The following is a 16380-nucleotide window of genomic DNA, read 5'->3' as shown; positions in this document are numbered from 1 at the left end:
TAAGCGCAACCGGGGAGAGTTCAATGGCCGCGCCGTTATTTTGTCGGATGGCGCTACGCTTATCCGACCTACGGTCCGGTATTCGTTGGTAGCCCCGGTAAGCGTAAGCGCAACCGGGGAGCGTTCAATAGCGGCGCCGTTATTTTGTCGGATGACGCTACGCTTATCCGACCTACGGTCCGGTATTCAGTTGGTAGCCCCGGTAAGCGTAAGCGCAACCGGGGAGCGTTCAATGGCGGCGCCGTTATTTTGTCGGATGGCGCTACGCTTATCCGACCTACGGTCCGGGATTCAGTTGGTAGCCCCGGTAAGCGTAAGCGCGACCGGGGAGCGTTCAATGACGGCGTCGTTATTTTGTCGGATGGCGCTACGCTTATCCGACCTACGGTCCGGGATTCAGTTGGTAGCCCCGGTCAGCGTAAGCGCGACCGGGGAGCGTTCAATGGCCGCGCCGTTATTTTGTCGGATGACGATGCGCTTATCCGACCTTTCAAACACAGCGGTAGCCACTGTCGTTACAGCGTGACGCCGCTTTTAAAGATTGCCAGTTCGCGGAAATCATTGCGTTCGTTGCAGGTCTGCTTGCCGTTGGCGATATCGACGATCAGATCGACAAACTCCTCCAGCACCTGCGGCATCGCTTTCCCGTGAATCAACTGCCCGGCATCGAAATCAATCCAGTGCTTTTTCTTCGCCGCCAGCTCGCTGTTGGTAGCGATTTTTACCGTCGGTACGAAACCGCCATAAGGGGTGCCGCGACCGGTACTGAACAGCACCATATGGCAGCCGGCGCCCGCCAGCGCGCTGGTCGCCACCGCATCGTTACCCGGCGCGCTCAACAGATTCAACCCGTGGACTTTCAACCGTTCACCGTAGCGCAGAACGTCCACCACCTGGCTGGAACCCGCTTTCTGCGTGCAGCCAAGCGACTTATCTTCCAGCGTCGTGATACCGCCCGCTTTGTTACCCGGCGACGGGTTCTCGTAGATAGGCTGGTCGTGGGCGATAAAATACTGTTTAAAATCATTGACCATAGTGACCAGTTTGCCGAAGGTCTCTTCGTCGCGGCAGTGGCTCATCAGCAGCTGCTCGGCGCCGAACATTTCCGGCACTTCGGTCAACACCGTGGTGCCGCCGTTCGCAATCAGGTAGTCAGAAAAACGCCCCAGCATTGGGTTAGCGGTAATGCCGGACAGGCCGTCCGAGCCGCCGCACTCAAGGCCAAACTTCAGTTCGCTCAGTTTACCCGCTTCGCGTTTATCATGGCGCATCACTTCATAGAGCTGGTGAAGATGATCAATTCCTGCTTCCACTTCATCTTCCTGATGCTGGCAAACCATGAAGTGCACGCGTTCCGGGTCAAAATCCCCCAGCGTTTCACGGAAGGCATCCACCTGGTTGTTCTCGCAGCCGAGGCCAATCACCAGCACCGCCCCGGCATTCGGGTGACGGACCATGTTTTGCAGCATGGTACGGGTGTTGATGTGGTCATCTCCCAACTGCGAGCAGCCGTAGGTGTGGCTGAAAAGGAAGACACCGTCGGTGCCCTCCGCGTCGTTGGTCTCTTTCAGGAAACGGTTCTGGATCTGCCGGGCGATACCGTTAACGCAGCCCACGGTCGGCAGGATCCATAACTCGTTACGCACGCCGACTTCACCACTGGCGCGACGATAAATCTCAACGTCGCGATCCGCAGGCTGCGCCGGTTGTTCAACCAGGTCAGGTTGATAGCGATACGCGTCGAGATCGCTCAGATTGGTACGCGTATTATGCGCATGAACATGCTCGCCCGGCGCGATATCCGCCAGCGCATGACCAATCGGCAACCCGTACTTAATGACGTTTTCACCTTTCGCAATGGCCCGCAGCGCGAACTTATGACCGCGGACAACATCCTGGCTGAGGGTGACGGTATCGTTATCAATCGTCACCACGCTGCCTGACGCCATATCCGCCAGCGCCACCGCGACGTTATCCTGCGAATGGATTTTAATGTATTGCATATCAACCGACCTCAGGCCTTAGTTCAATTCAATGGCGAAGTAATCACGCGCATTGTTAAAGCAGATGTTTTTCACCATCTCGCCCAGCAGAGCGATATCCGCAGGCGCTTCGCCAGCAGCCACCCAGCGGCCGATCATCTGGCAGAGAATGCGGCGGAAGTACTCGTGGCGAGTGTAGGAGAGGAAGCTGCGGCTGTCGGTCAGCATGCCGACAAAGCGGCTCAGCAGGCCAAGCTGCGCCAGCTGGGTCATCTGACGTTCCATGCCGTCTTTCTGATCGTTGAACCACCAACCGGAACCGAACTGCATCTTGCCCGGCATGCCTTCGCCCTGGAAGTTACCGATCATGGTGCCCAGCACTTCGTTATCGCGTGGGTTCAGGCAGTACAGAATGGTTTTCGGCAGCAGGTTTTCTTCGTTCTGTTTGCTCAGCAGCTTTGACAGTTCTTCGGCCATCGGACGGTCGTTGATGGAATCGAACCCCACATCCGGCCCTAACAGTTTGAACTGACGCAGGTTGTTATTACGCAGCGCGCCGATGTGGTACTGCTGTACCCAGCCGCGGCGCGCGTATTCCGCGCCGAGGAATACCAGCACCGCCGTTTTGAACTGCGCGACTTCATGCTCGCTGAGCGTTTCGCCCGCCAGACGGCGCGCGAGAATGCTATCCAGTTCGTTATCGCTAGCTTCAGCGAACAGCACCACGTCCAGCGCGTGGTCGGAAACTTTACAGCCGTGAGCGGCAAAGTGATCCAGACGCTTAGTCAGCGCGCTTTGCAGGTCGGCGAAGCGGCGAATCTCGGTATCGGAGACTTCGCCAAGCTTGTTCATATAATCGTTAAAAGTGGCCTGCTCGATGTTGAACGCTTTATCCGGACGCCAGCTCGGCAACACTTTGATATCAAAGGTACTGTCTTTGGCGACCGCCGCATGATGCTCCAGTGAATCTATCGGATCGTCGGTCGTCCCCACCATCTTCACATTCATCTGCTTCATAATTCCACGGGCTGAGAAGGATTCCTGAGCCAGCAACTCATTACACTGGTCCCAGATTTCATCCGCCGTGGCTGGCGACAACAACTTACCTGTAATACCAAAAGGACGGCGCAGCTCTAAATGCGTCCAGTGATATAGCGGGTTACCGATGGTATGAGGTACGGTCGCCGCCCAGGCGTCAAATTTCTCGCGATCGGAAGCATCGCCTGTACACAAGCGCTCCGCCACGCCGTTGGTGCGCATCGCGCGCCATTTGTAATGGTCGCCTTTCAGCCAGATGTCATACAGATTTTTAAAACGGTAATTTTCGGCAACCTGCTGCGGCGGAAGGTGGCAGTGGTAGTCGAAAATCGGCTGATCTTTGGCGTAATCGTGGTACAGACGGCGGGCAAACTCGGTATCAAGCAGAAAATCTTCGGTCATAAACGGTGTCATTGTCGTGTCCTCTTCGCCCCATCAAGGAGCCCATCAGATGATTGACTCTAATGCTGACAAAGTTATCACACCAATTTCTACAGGCCGAAGTATTTTTCGTGAGTTAGATCAATAAACGTCGACAAAAAAAGCACCACCAAAGGAGTAAACATCGCTGCAAGCCGCGCCAGCCCTGGCTTTAATTGACGCGATTAATGTCCCTACAAACTTTCCCACTTTTGTGACAGTACTCAACTTTTAAAGTTGTATGACAAGTTATCTTTCTGCCGTCGCAACATATAAACCGACGGAATGCATTACCGATGTGAATGACATCGGATTAAACGGTAGGGATGCCGGTTTCACTTTAACCACTGATGGCAAGGTTCAGTTCACGTCCTGAACCCTCCGTTTCCCCATCCTCCTCCCCAGGCGGGATGAAAGATGGCCGCAGACGCTGCGGAGAGACAACAACGATGAGGTTTTACATGCGTAAAATTAAAGGGTTACGTTGGTATATGATCGCACTGGTGACGCTGGGCACCGTGCTGGGTTACCTGACTCGTAACACCGTAGCGGCGGCTGCGCCGACGCTGATGGAAGAGTTGCACATTTCAACCCAACAATATTCTTATATCATCGCCGCCTACTCCGCTGCATATACCGTTATGCAGCCGGTTGCCGGCTATGTGCTTGATGTGCTCGGCACCAAAATTGGCTACGCCTTCTTTGCTATCGCCTGGGCGGTATTCTGCGGTTCAACGGCGCTGGCAGGTAGCTGGGGCGGCCTGGCGCTGGCCCGCGGCGCGGTCGGCGCAGCGGAAGCGGCGATGATCCCTGCCGGTCTGAAAGCCAGCTCCGAATGGTTCCCGGCGAAAGAGCGTTCCATCGCCGTCGGCTACTTTAACGTCGGCTCTTCTATCGGCGCGATGATTGCTCCGCCGCTGGTGGTATGGGCGATTGTCATGCATAGCTGGCAGATGGCATTTATTATTTCCGGGGTTCTGAGCTTCGCCTGGGCGATGGCCTGGCTGATTTTCTACAAACACCCGCGCGATCAGAAAAAACTCACCGATGAAGAACGTGACTACATCATCGGCGGCCAGGAATCTCAGCATCAAACCAATAACGCGAAAAAAATGTCGCCGTGGCAGATCCTGCGTAACCGCCAGTTCTGGGGTATTGCGCTGCCGCGCTTCCTCGCAGAACCGGCCTGGGGTACCTTCAACGCCTGGATCCCGCTGTTCATGTTTAAAGTTTACGGCTTTAACCTGAAAGAGATCGCTATGTTCGCCTGGATGCCGATGCTGTTCGCCGACCTCGGCTGCATCGTCGGCGGCTACCTGCCGCCGCTGTTCCAGCGCTGGTTTGGCGTGAATCTTATCGTCTCACGTAAAATGGTCGTGACGATGGGCGCCCTGCTGATGATTGGTCCTGGCATGATTGGCCTGTTCACCAGCCCGTATGTGGCGATTGCGCTGCTGTGCGTCGGCGGTTTTGCTCACCAGGCCTTGTCCGGCGCGCTGATCACTCTCTCTTCCGACGTCTTTGGTCGTAACGAAGTGGCCACCGCCAACGGCCTGACCGGGATGGCGGCGTGGCTGGCCAGCACCATGTTCGCGCTGGTCGTCGGCGCGCTGGCGGATACCATCGGCTTCAGCCCGCTGTTCGCGGTGCTGGCGGTCTTCGACTTACTCGGCGCGCTGGTTATCTGGACGGTACTGAAAAACAAATCGGCCGACGATGACTCGACGCCGCTCAATACCACGAAACCGGTGACGCAAAGCTAGACTGCCAGATGATTTTGCACCGACTAAGCCGCCTTTTTGAGGCGGCTTTTTTTATGCCTTCCAGTGGTGGAAAGCGCGTAAAAGTGGTATAACAAATCGAATATTGTCGCCATCTTCCGGGAGCGAATATGGAAATCAGTGAACCGCGCCGTCTCTATCAGCAGCTTGCCGCTGAGCTAAAGACGCGTATCGAACAAGGCGTCTACCTTGTAGGGGATAAGCTGCCCGCAGAGCGCTTTATCGCCGATGAAAAAAGCGTCAGCCGCACCGTGGTTCGCGAAGCCATCATCATGCTGGAAGTCGAAGGCTATGTTGAAGTCCGCAAAGGCTCTGGCATCCACGTTATTTCCAACCACCCGAAATACCAACAGGTGGTGGATGAATCGCTGGAGTTCGCCAACTATGGTCCGTTTGAATTACTCCAGGCACGTCAGTTAATTGAGAGCAATATCGCTGAATTCGCCGCGACTCAGGTGACCAAACAGGACATCATGAAGCTAATGGAAATTCAGGAGAAAGCCCGCAACGAGAAGTGCTTCCGCGATTCCGAATGGGACCTGCAGTTCCATGTCCAGGTCGCGCTGGCCACCCAGAACACGGCGCTTGCCGCCATCGTAGAGAAGATGTGGACCCAGCGTGTACATAACCCGTACTGGAAAAAACTACACGATCATATCGACCTGCGCACCGTCGACAACTGGTGCGACGATCATGACCAAATCCTCAAAGCGCTCATTCGTAAAGACCCTCACGCGGCGAAGCTGGCAATGTGGCAGCATCTGGAAAATACCAAGCTGATGCTGTTTAACGAAACCAGCGATGACTTTGAATTCAATGCCGATCGCTATCTGTTTGCCGAAAATCCGGTGGTTCATCTCGATACCGCGGCGAACGGGGCAAAATAACGTATTATCCCTTTCACGGGCAGAACCTCTTTTTCTGCCCGCAAACCCGACAGGGTAAGCAAAGCATATATAGTGTCAGCCTGTGTAAATCCTCTCGCTACTCATCCCCGCAACCCGCAAAATCAATCAGCAACAAACTGCAATTTCTATGACGTGAAGTCAGCTAGTTTGTTACAATTAGATGCATTTTACCGTTCTGCAGGTAAGTGTTTACTTACTGTTTAATCAAGGATTCGATCAGAACGTATTAACAGCGGCCATACTCTCAAAATAATTTAGTCGCTATACCCGATGGCTAATGAATACACCGCGTTCAGACGTACCGTTAACCGATGTACCAGGAATCGTGAATGGAACTACTAACCCAATTACTGAATGCCTTATGGGCCCAGGATTACGAAACCCTCGCTAATCCCTCCATGATTGGCATGCTCTATTTTGTCTTATTTATGATTTTGTTCCTTGAGAACGGTTTACTGCCGGCGGCGTTTTTACCAGGCGACAGCCTGCTGGTGCTGGTCGGCGTTTTGATCGCCAAAGGGGCGATGGGCTTCCCGGAAACCTTACTGCTGCTGACGGCGGCGGCGAGCCTTGGTTGCTGGGTAAGCTATATCCAGGGCCGATGGCTGGGCAATACGCGGATCGTGCAAAACTGGCTCTCGCATTTACCCTCGCATTATCACCAGCGAGCCCATCACCTGTTCCACAAGCATGGGTTGTCAGCGCTGCTGATTGGCCGCTTTATCGCCTTCGTACGTACGCTGCTGCCAACAATTGCCGGTATCTCAGGTCTGAATAACGCGCGTTTCCAGTTCTTTAACTGGATGAGCGGCCTGCTGTGGGTGCTGATTCTTACCTCTCTCGGCTATCTGCTGGGTAAAACACCGGTGTTCCTGAAGTATGAAGATCAGCTGATGTCATGTCTGATGCTGCTACCGGTTGCGCTGCTGGTCTTTGGTCTGATCGGCTCCCTGGTTGTACTGTGGAAGAAAAAACACAGTAGTCGGAGCTAAGCATGGTCATCAAACGTCCTTCCTGGCGCCAGATGCGGTGGATGCTGGGCGGCTCACTGCTGCTCTGCGCCGTCGTCTGGCTGTGGCTGACCGTCAGTCAGCATGAATCCACTCTGGCCATCCGTCCCGTCAGCCAGGGCGTCGCCATGCCGGACGGTTTTTCCGTCTGGCATCATCTTGACGCCAACGGCATCCGTTTTAAGAGCATCACGCCGCAAAAAGACGGCCTGCTGATCAAATTCGACTCCAACGCTCAGGGCGCCGCGGCAAAAGAAGTATTGGGCCGAGCTCTGCCTCACGGTTATATTATTGCTCTGGTGGATGAAGAAAATTCGGCCACCGCCTGGTTATCCCGCCTGCGCGATGCTCCGCGCCGTTTTGGATAACGCGTCAAAAATTCCGAATCTTTTCGCACGGTTTGGTGAAGTCCCGCTTTCGTGTCTATTATTAAAACTGCGGGAACCGCCTGGCTCGTATTGTTGACTGGATTGGGTGTATCGCCGATATACCCTCACACAATGGAAGGTAGAATCCATGAATTACCGCATCGCACTATTACTGGCTCTGACCTCACTTAGCGCCAGCGCCTTCGCAGCCTCTCCTTGTCAGGAAAAAGAACAAAGTATCCAACGGGAGATCAGCTATGCCGAAAAACACCATAATCAGCATCGCATTGACGGCCTGAACAAAGCGCTGCAGGAAGTTCGCGCTAACTGCAGCGACAGCAAGGTCAGGGCTGAACATCAGCAGAAAATCGCCAAACAGAAGGCCGAAGTTGCCGAACGTCAGCGCGATCTGAGCGAGGCGAAGCAGAAAGGCGATGCGGACAAAATTAGCAAACGGGAACGTAAACTGGATGAAGCGCAGCAGGAACTGAAAGCGCTTGAGTCACGCGATTATTAATTGGTAAACGCTACAGGAGAACAAGATGGCTAAAGATAACGTTGCAGAAGATCTACGCGCTGAGCTGAAAAATCTGGCTGACACGCTGGAAGAAGTTCTGAACTCCTCCACCGACAAATCGAAAGAAGAGCTCGGCAAACTGCGTAGCAAAGCGGAAAGCGTACTGAAAGACAGCCGTGTGCGTCTCAGCGACACCAGCGATGCCATCGTCAAGCAGACGCGTGAAACCGCCGCTCGCGCCGATGAGTACGTCCGCGAAAATCCATGGACCGGAGTGGGCATTGGCGCAGCCGTCGGGCTGGTTGTCGGCGTACTGCTGTCGCGCCGTTAATTATGGCAAACTCTCAACACACGCAGGGCCCGGGACAGAGCGTATTCGGCATCGGCCAGCGGATTATCACGCTGCTGGTCGAAATGGTGGAAACGCGCTTGCGCCTGGTCGTCGTAGAGCTGGAAGAGGAGAAAGCGAACCTCTTCCAGCTGTTGCTGATGCTCGGGCTAACGCTGTTATTCGCCGCTTTTGGGCTGATGAGCCTGCTGGTGCTGATCATCTGGGCCGTCGATCCACAGTACCGCCTGCATGTGATGATTGCGACCACCAGCGTCCTGCTGCTCGCCTCGCTGATAGGGGGAATCTGGACCCTCAGGAAAGCTCGCCGTTCAACGTTTTTACGCCATACCCGCGACGAGCTGGCGAACGATCGCGCGCTGCTTGAGGACGATCGTCGATGAGCGGCCAACAGGAACGCGACCAGCGAAAAGCGCTGCTGCTGCGCCAAATCCAGCAACAGCGGCTGGATTTGGCCGCCAGCCATCGTCACTGGCTGGAAGCCACCTCGCCTATCGATCGCGGCTGGCAAACGCTGAAACACCTGCGTTCATGGGCGATGGTCGGCAGCGGGGTAATGGCTATCTGGTCAGTACGCCATCCGCGCTTTTTAATCCGCTGGGGCAAACGCGGCCTCGGCATCTGGAGCACCTGGCGGATGGTCAAAGGGATTCTGCGTCAGTCCGCATCGCGTTAATTGCTCGCTCAGTGCGCCAGCGCGCTGAGCTCTTGTTCGCTTAAACCGGTGGTTTTACTGACCAGCGCGCTATCAACGCCGTTACGAAGCATCGCAAGAGCTATTTTACGCGTCGCCTGACGTTCGCCTTCTTCTCTACCTTCTTCACGCCCCTGTTTTCTTCCCTTTGTGCGCCCACGCTCTTCAAACCATTCTGCTAATGTCATCAGTTGCTCCTTATGTTCAGGCATTCCCTGCGCCAGTTGACGAAAAAATCTGCCAGGGCTGGTCAAATGGCCGGAACGGGCAATGTAGTTCATCAACACGTTAAATTGATGCTCGGTGGTATAACCCGGCAGCAGCAAGGCTACAAGTTGATCTACCAGGTCATTCAGATCGCGCTGGCGAATATTTTTCTGCAGGAACTCCAAAATTGCTATACGCCGATGCTGTTGGATTTCATCGTCCGTGAAGGATGTCACATCGATCAACGGAAAATTATCCCCATATATCTCCCGTGCTAACGCGGGTTGCGCAAAACTATCCAGCCAGCACATCGAAAAGGGATAAGGTGTAATCCGCCCATGATAAAACAACATCGGAATAACCAATGGCAGATGTTCATTACCGGCATCCAGATGACGAGACATTATGGCAAATGCATAGCGCATTAGTCTAAAGGTCATATGTTTGTCTGGCGTGCTTTGGTGTTCAATCAGCGCGTACACATATCCGCTTCCGCTTTGCGTTTTAATTGACCACAACACATCCGAGTACAACGCACGCAAATCGTCCTCAATAAAGCTGCCGGACTCTAACTGCAGGGTACTGAGATCGCATTGCATACGTAACGATTCCGGTAGATGGATCTGGAGAAAATCTCGCGCCGTTTCCGGATGAGTGAGAAATGTTTTAAACAACGCATCGTGAGGCGTAGAGCTGAATTGTTTCATGACATCCTGTCTATGCAAAAATAAGTTGGCGACAGATATCCTCTTTTATCCCCGCCACCACAACCGATAGCCACGCACGCTGCGAGGCGCCTCGGAAAATATTTTCGCCGATCGCACCAATTGCTCAGAAAGTTTGAAAAAGAACTACAGTTTTCCTTGCTAACAATCCCCTCTCAAGCTCGCTAATATCCTCTCCATCGACAGCAAGCCCGCGTAACCACGCAGGATTGCACTAAAAAACGAAATCGCCGCCCTTTGGGTTTTCTGGAGTAAGAAATGAAAAAATTAGAAGATGTTGGTGTTCTGGTAGCGCGTATTCTGATGCCGATTCTGTTCATTACCGCTGGTTGGGGAAAAATCACCGGGTATGCAGGTACGCAGCAGTATATGGAAGCGATGGGTGTTCCGGGAGCGCTGCTGCCGCTGACTATTCTGCTTGAGTTTGGCGGCGGTCTGGCGATTCTGTTCGGTTTCCTGACTCGCACTACCGCGCTGTTCACCGCAGGCTTCACCCTGCTGACCGCGTTCCTGTTCCACAGCAACTTTGCTGAAGGCGTGAACTCGCTGATGTTCATGAAAAACCTGACCATCGCTGGTGGTTATCTGCTGCTGGCCGTGACGGGTCCGGGCGCATTCAGCATCGACCGCGTGCTGAATAAAAAGTGGTAAGCGCACTATACTAAGTAAAAATCTAAAAAAGCGAGGGGCTATCTCCTCGCTTTTGCTATCTGAAGGAGGAAGTAATGGGACAATTAGTCGACGGCGTCTGGCAAGATACCTGGTATGACACCAAATCCACCGGAGGACGGTTCAAGCGTTCCGTTTCAGCCTTCCGCAACTGGCTCACCGCCGATGGCGCGCCGGGTCCCGCGGGCGAAGGCGGCTTCGCCGCAGAGAAAGACCGCTATCACCTGTACGTTTCACTGGCCTGCCCGTGGGCGCATCGCACCCTGATTTTGCGCAAGCTGAAAGGATTAGAGCCCTTTATATCCGTCTCGGTTGTTCATCCGCTGATGCTGGAAAACGGCTGGACCTTCGCCGCCGATTTCCCGGATGCTACCGGCGACCAGCTCTATCATCATCAGTTCCTCTATCAACTTTATCTGCAGGCCGATCCGCATTACACCGGCCGGGTGACCGTTCCGGTGCTGTGGGATAAAAAACAACAGACCATCGTCAGCAATGAGTCGGCTGAAATTATCCGCATGTTCAATACCGCGTTTGATGGCCTGGGCGCGCGCGCAGGCGACTATTATCCGCCGGCGTTGCGGGACAAAATCGACGATCTGAATAGCTGGATCTACGACAACGTTAACAACGGGGTGTATAAAGCCGGTTTCGCCACCAGCCAGCAGGCCTATGATGAAGCCGTCGACGCGCTGTTTACCTCGCTCGAACGCCTTGAGCAGATCCTCGGTCAGCACCGCTATCTGACCGGAAACCAGTTAACGGAAGCGGATATCCGCCTGTGGACAACGCTGGTTCGTTTTGACCCGGTGTATGTCACCCACTTTAAATGCGATAAGCGCCGCATCAGCGACTATCTCAACCTGTACGGTTTCCTGCGCGATATCTACCAGATGCCGGGGATTGCGGAAACGGTGAATTTCCCGCATATCCGCAATCACTATTATCGCAGCCACAAAACCATCAACCCGACGGGGATCATCTCCGTTGGTCCGCAGCAGGATCTCAACGAGCCGCACGGGCGGGATCGCTTTTCCCGCTGATCGATAAGGCGCCTACGGGCGCCTTTTATTCAGATTACGGATATTTACCAGTTTGATATTCATACCTATGATTATTTTGATCGCTTTGAAAGCAAGTGATTAATGATTAACTAAGGCGTGAGAAAATGGACTGGTATCTAAAAGTATTACGAAACTATATTGGCTTTGGCGGTCGCGCCCGGCGCAAAGAGTACTGGATGTTTATTCTGGTCAACATCATTCTCACCGCAGTGCTCAGCATCATCGATAAGATGCTCGGCTGGCAACGTGCAGGGGGTGAAGGCATCCTGACGACCATTTACGGCGTGCTGGTTTTTTTACCCTGGTGGGCGGTGCAGTTTCGTCGCCTGCATGACACCGATCGCTCGGCGTGGTGGCTACTGCTGCTGCTGATCCCGGTCATCGGCTGGCTGGTGATTTTGATTTTCAATTGCCAGAACGGCACGCCCGGCAATAATCGCTTTGGGCCAAATCCAAAACCCTACTCCTACTGATTTACGCGCTCCTCGGGCCGAGGAGCGCATATTCCCGTTATCTGCCGGCAAACAGTTTCGGGATCTCCCGAAGACACCAGGATTTGGCTTCGCCCATGCTGTCGCGGCGCCAGGCCATAATAATATCAATTTCGTTGGTGTATTCAGGACTCACAACCCGCAGGCGCCCTTCAGCAATATCTTTCTCAACCAACGGATACGGCATGGTCGCCACGCCAAGTCCCGCCAGCAGCGCCTGGCGTTTATCTTCAATAGTGCTGACGGTTAGGCGCGGCTGCTTATCCAGCAGTTGCACCGTCAGTACCGGACGCTCTCGCGCGGTATCCGCCACCGCGACGCCGCGATATTTCACTCGAGTCACCTCGGAAAGCGGTTCTGGCTCCTGATGAATCGGGTGATCCGGCGCGGCGACGTAAACGCTTAACACCGAATAGAGCTTACGCGAGTTAATTTCTGACGATGAACGAAAATGCATATCCGGCGCGACGACAATATCAGCACGCCCCTGCTCCAGCCTTTCCCAGGCGCCGGCCAGCACTTCGGTAATAATCGACAGCTGGGTATTAGATTTGGTCGCCAGCTTCTCAATCAGCGGAAACAGATCGGTGGTCGGAACCAAGGCTTCGGTAACAATGGTCAGGTGAGTTTCCCAGCCGCGCGACAGCGCTTCGGCGTCGGTGGTCAGCTTGTCCGCCGCTTCCAGCAGCACGCGCCCGCGTTCCAGCAGCATGCGGCCAACGTTCGTAAATTTTGTGCGATGGCCGGAACGGTCAAACAGCACCACATCCAGTTCTTCTTCCAGTTTTTGCATGGTGTAGCTTAGGGCCGAAGGCACGCGACCCAGCTCGTCAGCCGCAGCGGCAAAGCTCCCGCGTCGGTCTATCGCATCCATTACGCGTAACGCTTCCAGCGTTAATGCTCTCTCTTTCGCCATTTCGCTCTCATTCAGGAATTTTGAACATACCGGGCAGAATATCTGGCTAACAATACAGCGTCCATACCTTTACCATTGATTTAGTGTAAAGAGAGGTCAAGAAAATGATTACAACCCGAACAGCCAAACAATGCGGTCAAGCAGACTTCGGCTGGCTGCAGGCCCGCTACACCTTTTCCTTTGGCCACTACTTCGACCCTAAATTGCTGGGTTACGCCTCGCTGCGCGTACTCAATCAAGAAGTGCTGGCGCCAGGCGCGTCATTTCAGCCACGTACCTACCCAAAGGTCGATATCCTGAATCTGATTCTGGAAGGTGAAGCGGAATACCGCGATAGCGACGGCAACCACGTACAGGCAAAGGCTGGCGAAGCTCTGCTGCTCTCCACTCAACCGGGGGTCAGCTACAGCGAGCATAATCTCAGTAAAGAGCAGTCATTGACGCGCATGCAGCTGTGGCTGGATGCCTGCCCTGAGCGCGAAAACCCGCTGGTACAGAAAATGACGGTTGGCGATTCGCCGATTCAGCTATTAGCCTCTCCGGACGGCAGCGGCGACAGCTTACAGCTGCGCCAGCAGGTGTGGATCCATCATCTGCAGCTGGCAAAGGGCGAAGAGATCAACGTTCAACTGCACGGCCCGCGCGCCTATCTGCAGTCGATTCACGGTACGGTACATGCCGTGGCAAAAAAGGAAGAGAAACAGGCATTAACCTGCGGCGATGGCGCTTTTATTCGTGACGAAGCTAACATTACCCTCGTCGCCGATACGCCGCTGCGCGCTTTGCTGATAGATTTACCGGTGTAACAAGGAAGCCGGGAGTTTGTGAGTGAGCAAGAAGAAGAGCAAAAAAGCGAAACCGTTAGACCTGCCAGTTACTCCGGAAGCCATGAGCCCAATCGGCTTTGGCTATGAAGAGATGCTGAGTGAACTGGAAGCCATCGTGGAAGATGCGCAAACGCGGTTGCAGGACGAAGATAACGCCGCCTGAAGAAATCGGCCCCATAACGGGGCCGACTTTATTACTCGCTCAGCGCCTGAGAGAGATCTTTTTTCACCTGAGTACGCTGTTCCGGCGTCAGTACCTGATTAACACCGAAATAGTACTTCACACGATAATAGCGCACCTGCTGCTCAACCTTGCTGAAAGCCGCAAGCTGATCTTTCACCGCTTTTTCATTCCATTTCCCGGAATCGATCACGTCAAATAACACGCCATCTTTAATATCTTTCTGCGAAACCTGTTGGACGTTCTTTTCCATTTCCTGATGCAGGCTCTTAATTTTAGCGACCTGATCCTGGCTCAATTTTAAATGCTGAACGATAGGATCCTGAGCCGGCGCCGGCGCGGCGGCAACCTCAGCGGCCTGTGCCGCCATGGAGAATCCTGCAGCTGCAGCCGTCATTAATACCATCCGAGAAAGTTTGTTCATTTTGTTATCCTGAATAAGTACGTAGTGATAAGACGCCCTATTATTCCCTGAACAATAATGACGATGTGTAAAAAAGCATGTTCACCAGTGTAAATATCCAGGTAATATATTCACCAAACCAATCGCATAAAACATAAAATTCATTATATCTATTAAATTCGCACTAAATCCGGTGATGTTAAATTAATATCCATGCGCGGCGCGGCCAGCATAATGTTATTTTCATCGAGCGCATTTTTGATATTTTCCAGAAAATCAAAATAGGTATCCCAATACTCCGCATTTTTCACCCATACGCGAATGGTAAAATTAAGCGAGCCGGGAGCCAACTCGATCAGGCGAACCGTGGTACCGCGAGAGTGATCGATGCGCTTTTCATCATCGATGAGCGTCTGGATCACCTGTTTAACGTGCGATATCTGGCTATGACATGCTACCCCAAGCGTGAGATCGATGCGGCGATAGGGATGGCGGGAATAGTTAACGATGCTATCGGCTATAATTTTACCGTTCGGGATAATGACTTCTTTATTATCTACAGTCAGCAACGTCGTAGAAAAAACATGTACCGATTGTACCAGCCCGGCTACCGCCCCCACCTGCACAAAGTTACCCGCGCGGAAGGGACGTAACGTCACCAGCAATACGCCTGCGGCAAAATTTGACAGCGAGCCCTGCAGCGCCAGGCCAATGGCCAGACCTGCCGCGCCAAGGACGGCGATAATGGATGAGGTTTCAATCCCTACCCGGCCTAACGCGGCGATAATCGCAAAAGCCATGGTGATATAGCGCACCAACGCGGCGAAGAAGTGGACGATTGTCGCATCTACGTTGCGTCGCAGCAGAATTTTCTCGAGAGTTTTGCCGAGTAGTTTCGAAATCAGCTTACCAACAAACAAAATGATCAGCGCTGCCGCGATATTCCACGCAAACTGCATAATTGTATCGCCATGGCCGACAAGCCAGGCGAGCGCCGCTTTAATTTGGGGGAATAAAACTACATTTTTCACGACAACCGCTCCTGTCAGGATAACACGTAAAACCTGCTATCCATTAAGCTGAATGAAGACCGCTGCAAATGAGGGATTGAGATTAATGGATAGAAGATACAATTTCGAAGCGTGACAGTATCAATGCGCGCGGCCTGCAATGCAGCCAGAAAGCTGTTTAAAAATGGATATCCGGCAATACAGGTTTGTAATGGGCTGAAATCAAAAAAACGAAATGGGATTGAGTTCCAGATAGTAAAAACCCCGCCGAAGCGGGGTTTTTACGTAAAGAGGTGAAACTGACCGATAAGCCGGGTTCTGTCGTGGACAGTCATTCATCTAGGCCAGCAATCGCTCACTGGCTCAAGCAGCCTACCCGGGTTCAGTACGGGCCGTACCTTATGAACCCCTATTTGGCCTTGCTCCGGGTGGAGTTTACCGTGCCGCGGACTGTTACCAGCCGCGCGGTGCGCTCTTACCGCACCCTTTCACCCTTACCTGATCCCGCTTGCGCGGGCCATCGGCGGTTTGCTCTCTGTTGCACTGGTCGTGGGCTGTGACACCCCCCAGGCGTTACCTGGCACCTTGCCCTATGGAGCCCGGACTTTCCTCCCCTCCGCCCGTCTCCCCCTTAGAGGACGACGACGAAGCGGCGACTGTCTGGTCAGCTTCGGCGCGAAGTATAGAGGGTTCGCGCGCCTTTGTCACCCCGCACAGCGCATTCCGCTCGCAAGCGTCGCGGCAATCATGGCTTTCACCCTCCCCTCGCCGGCAGAAAGGCTTTGTTTATCAGAGCCAGGGACGAAAAAATGTTCATGGT

The 16380-nt window shown here is 53.7% G+C and carries 19 protein-coding genes and 1 other RNA gene; 13 read left to right on the top strand and 7 right to left on the bottom strand.

Going from position 1 to position 16380, the window contains the following annotated elements; all coding sequences use genetic code 11:
* Positions 1 to 515: 515 nt before the first annotated feature.
* Both PGR23_RS22725 and uxaC read right to left on the bottom strand, forming a co-directional pair.
* Positions 516 to 2003 (bottom strand): UxaA family hydrolase, encoded by a 1488-nt coding sequence (locus PGR23_RS22725; RefSeq protein ID WP_315711573.1) that lies wholly within the window; start codon positions 2001 to 2003, stop codon positions 516 to 518.
* Between the two features lie 18 nt (positions 2004 to 2021).
* Positions 2022 to 3434 (bottom strand): glucuronate isomerase, encoded by a 1413-nt coding sequence (gene uxaC, locus PGR23_RS22720; RefSeq protein ID WP_047066074.1) that lies wholly within the window; start codon positions 3432 to 3434, stop codon positions 2022 to 2024.
* A 467-nt stretch (positions 3435 to 3901) separates the two neighbouring features.
* Here uxaC and PGR23_RS22715 point away from each other — a divergent pair, with 467 nt between their 5' ends.
* From PGR23_RS22715 to PGR23_RS22680, 8 genes are all read left to right on the top strand, one after another.
* The gene (locus PGR23_RS22715; RefSeq protein ID WP_045394906.1) at positions 3902 to 5203 is read left to right on the top strand and encodes an MFS transporter; all 1302 of its coding nucleotides are present in this window, start codon (positions 3902 to 3904) and stop codon (positions 5201 to 5203) included.
* Positions 5204 to 5331: 128 nt separating this feature from the next.
* Positions 5332 to 6108 carry a transcriptional regulator ExuR gene (gene exuR / locus PGR23_RS22710; protein WP_015369577.1) on the top strand — a complete coding sequence of 259 codons (777 nt, stop codon included), beginning with the start codon at positions 5332 to 5334 and terminating at the stop codon, positions 6106 to 6108.
* Positions 6109 to 6458: 350 nt separating this feature from the next.
* On the top strand, positions 6459 to 7121 hold the full coding sequence (gene yqjA, locus PGR23_RS22705) for a DedA family general envelope maintenance protein YqjA (RefSeq protein ID WP_015369576.1): 663 nt from the start codon (positions 6459 to 6461) through the stop codon (positions 7119 to 7121).
* 8 nt (positions 7122 to 7129) lie between these two features.
* On the top strand, positions 7130 to 7507 hold the full coding sequence (gene mzrA, locus PGR23_RS22700; RefSeq protein WP_162184075.1) for an EnvZ/OmpR regulon moderator MzrA: 378 nt from the start codon (positions 7130 to 7132) through the stop codon (positions 7505 to 7507).
* A gap of 148 nt (positions 7508 to 7655) precedes the next feature.
* On the top strand, positions 7656 to 8024 hold the full coding sequence (locus PGR23_RS22695) for a DUF1090 domain-containing protein (RefSeq protein ID WP_047044796.1): 369 nt from the start codon (positions 7656 to 7658) through the stop codon (positions 8022 to 8024).
* Positions 8025 to 8049: 25 nt separating this feature from the next.
* Positions 8050 to 8355 carry a DUF883 family protein gene (locus PGR23_RS22690; protein ID WP_015369573.1) on the top strand — a complete coding sequence of 102 codons (306 nt, stop codon included), beginning with the start codon at positions 8050 to 8052 and terminating at the stop codon, positions 8353 to 8355.
* A 2-nt stretch (positions 8356 to 8357) separates the two neighbouring features.
* A complete protein-coding gene (locus PGR23_RS22685; protein WP_015369572.1) occupies positions 8358 to 8756 on the top strand; it encodes a phage holin family protein in 399 nt (132 codons plus the stop codon).
* On the top strand, positions 8753 to 9049 hold the full coding sequence (locus PGR23_RS22680; protein WP_015703570.1) for a YqjK-like family protein: 297 nt from the start codon (positions 8753 to 8755) through the stop codon (positions 9047 to 9049). The genes PGR23_RS22685 and PGR23_RS22680 overlap by 4 nt, the downstream gene beginning before the upstream one ends.
* Positions 9050 to 9057: 8 nt before the next feature.
* Here the strand turns inward: PGR23_RS22680 and PGR23_RS22675 are convergent, their stop codons facing one another.
* Complete coding sequence (locus tag PGR23_RS22675) at positions 9058 to 9981, bottom strand: Rpn family recombination-promoting nuclease/putative transposase (protein ID WP_396279368.1); 924 nt, start codon at positions 9979 to 9981, stop codon at positions 9058 to 9060.
* Between the two features lie 276 nt (positions 9982 to 10257).
* Here PGR23_RS22675 and PGR23_RS22670 point away from each other — a divergent pair, with 276 nt between their 5' ends.
* From PGR23_RS22670 to PGR23_RS22660, 3 genes are all read left to right on the top strand, one after another.
* The gene (locus PGR23_RS22670) at positions 10258 to 10650 is read left to right on the top strand and encodes a DoxX family protein (protein ID WP_015703571.1); all 393 of its coding nucleotides are present in this window, start codon (positions 10258 to 10260) and stop codon (positions 10648 to 10650) included.
* A 74-nt stretch (positions 10651 to 10724) separates the two neighbouring features.
* On the top strand, positions 10725 to 11711 hold the full coding sequence (locus tag PGR23_RS22665) for a glutathione S-transferase family protein (protein WP_045394910.1): 987 nt from the start codon (positions 10725 to 10727) through the stop codon (positions 11709 to 11711).
* Between the two features lie 125 nt (positions 11712 to 11836).
* Positions 11837 to 12205 (top strand): DUF805 domain-containing protein, encoded by a 369-nt coding sequence (locus PGR23_RS22660; RefSeq protein ID WP_015369567.1) that lies wholly within the window; start codon positions 11837 to 11839, stop codon positions 12203 to 12205.
* A 37-nt stretch (positions 12206 to 12242) separates the two neighbouring features.
* On the opposite strand, the gene PGR23_RS22655 is transcribed toward PGR23_RS22660, so the two are convergent.
* Positions 12243 to 13139, bottom strand: a complete 897-nt coding sequence (locus PGR23_RS22655; RefSeq protein WP_045377888.1) for a LysR family transcriptional regulator — start codon at positions 13137 to 13139, stop codon at positions 12243 to 12245.
* Positions 13140 to 13243: 104 nt separating this feature from the next.
* On the opposite strand from PGR23_RS22655, the gene PGR23_RS22650 reads away from it, so the two are divergent.
* Positions 13244 to 13945, top strand: a complete 702-nt coding sequence (locus PGR23_RS22650) for a pirin family protein (RefSeq protein WP_032715877.1) — start codon at positions 13244 to 13246, stop codon at positions 13943 to 13945.
* Positions 13946 to 13967: 22 nt separating this feature from the next.
* Positions 13968 to 14129 carry a hypothetical protein gene (locus tag PGR23_RS22645; protein WP_072251530.1) on the top strand — a complete coding sequence of 54 codons (162 nt, stop codon included), beginning with the start codon at positions 13968 to 13970 and terminating at the stop codon, positions 14127 to 14129.
* Positions 14130 to 14160: 31 nt separating this feature from the next.
* Here the strand turns inward: PGR23_RS22645 and PGR23_RS22640 are convergent, their stop codons facing one another.
* From PGR23_RS22640 to rnpB, 3 genes are all read right to left on the bottom strand, one after another.
* On the bottom strand, positions 14161 to 14571 hold the full coding sequence (locus PGR23_RS22640) for a Spy/CpxP family protein refolding chaperone (RefSeq protein ID WP_045394911.1): 411 nt from the start codon (positions 14569 to 14571) through the stop codon (positions 14161 to 14163).
* Positions 14572 to 14723: 152 nt separating this feature from the next.
* A complete protein-coding gene (locus tag PGR23_RS22635) occupies positions 14724 to 15581 on the bottom strand; it encodes a mechanosensitive ion channel domain-containing protein (protein ID WP_047044790.1) in 858 nt (285 codons plus the stop codon).
* 270 nt (positions 15582 to 15851) lie between these two features.
* Positions 15852 to 16232: RNase P RNA component class A (gene rnpB / locus PGR23_RS22630), an RNA gene on the bottom strand.
* Positions 16233 to 16380: the final 148 nt, after the last annotated feature.

It is taken from the genome of Klebsiella sp. 141162 (assembly GCF_050600755.1).
GTDB classification, from domain to species: Bacteria; Pseudomonadota; Gammaproteobacteria; order Enterobacterales; family Enterobacteriaceae; genus Klebsiella; species Klebsiella aerogenes.
The sequence above is the reverse complement of the archived record's forward strand: the minus strand, read 5'-3'. Positions and strand labels throughout refer to the sequence as shown.

Bases quoted from the DNA above. Each gene is read 5' to 3' on its own strand.
- PGR23_RS22725 (WP_315711573.1), bottom strand. From the start codon at position 2,003: ATGCAATACATTAAAATCCATTCGCAGGATAACGTCGCGGTGGCGCTG.
- uxaC (WP_047066074.1), bottom strand. From the start codon at position 3,434: ATGACACCGTTTATGACCGAAGATTTTCTGCTTGATACCGAGTTTGCC.
- PGR23_RS22715 (WP_045394906.1), top strand. From the start codon at position 3,902: ATGCGTAAAATTAAAGGGTTACGTTGGTATATGATCGCACTGGTGACG.
- exuR (WP_015369577.1), top strand. From the start codon at position 5,332: ATGGAAATCAGTGAACCGCGCCGTCTCTATCAGCAGCTTGCCGCTGAG.
- yqjA (WP_015369576.1), top strand. From the start codon at position 6,459: ATGGAACTACTAACCCAATTACTGAATGCCTTATGGGCCCAGGATTAC.
- PGR23_RS22695 (WP_047044796.1), top strand. From the start codon at position 7,656: ATGAATTACCGCATCGCACTATTACTGGCTCTGACCTCACTTAGCGCC.
- PGR23_RS22690 (WP_015369573.1), top strand. From the start codon at position 8,050: ATGGCTAAAGATAACGTTGCAGAAGATCTACGCGCTGAGCTGAAAAAT.
- PGR23_RS22685 (WP_015369572.1), top strand. From the start codon at position 8,358: ATGGCAAACTCTCAACACACGCAGGGCCCGGGACAGAGCGTATTCGGC.
- PGR23_RS22680 (WP_015703570.1), top strand. From the start codon at position 8,753: ATGAGCGGCCAACAGGAACGCGACCAGCGAAAAGCGCTGCTGCTGCGC.
- PGR23_RS22675 (WP_396279368.1), bottom strand. From the start codon at position 9,981: ATGAAACAATTCAGCTCTACGCCTCACGATGCGTTGTTTAAAACATTT.
- PGR23_RS22670 (WP_015703571.1), top strand. From the start codon at position 10,258: ATGAAAAAATTAGAAGATGTTGGTGTTCTGGTAGCGCGTATTCTGATG.
- PGR23_RS22665 (WP_045394910.1), top strand. From the start codon at position 10,725: ATGGGACAATTAGTCGACGGCGTCTGGCAAGATACCTGGTATGACACC.
- PGR23_RS22660 (WP_015369567.1), top strand. From the start codon at position 11,837: ATGGACTGGTATCTAAAAGTATTACGAAACTATATTGGCTTTGGCGGT.
- PGR23_RS22655 (WP_045377888.1), bottom strand. From the start codon at position 13,139: ATGGCGAAAGAGAGAGCATTAACGCTGGAAGCGTTACGCGTAATGGAT.
- PGR23_RS22650 (WP_032715877.1), top strand. From the start codon at position 13,244: ATGATTACAACCCGAACAGCCAAACAATGCGGTCAAGCAGACTTCGGC.
- PGR23_RS22640 (WP_045394911.1), bottom strand. From the start codon at position 14,571: ATGAACAAACTTTCTCGGATGGTATTAATGACGGCTGCAGCTGCAGGA.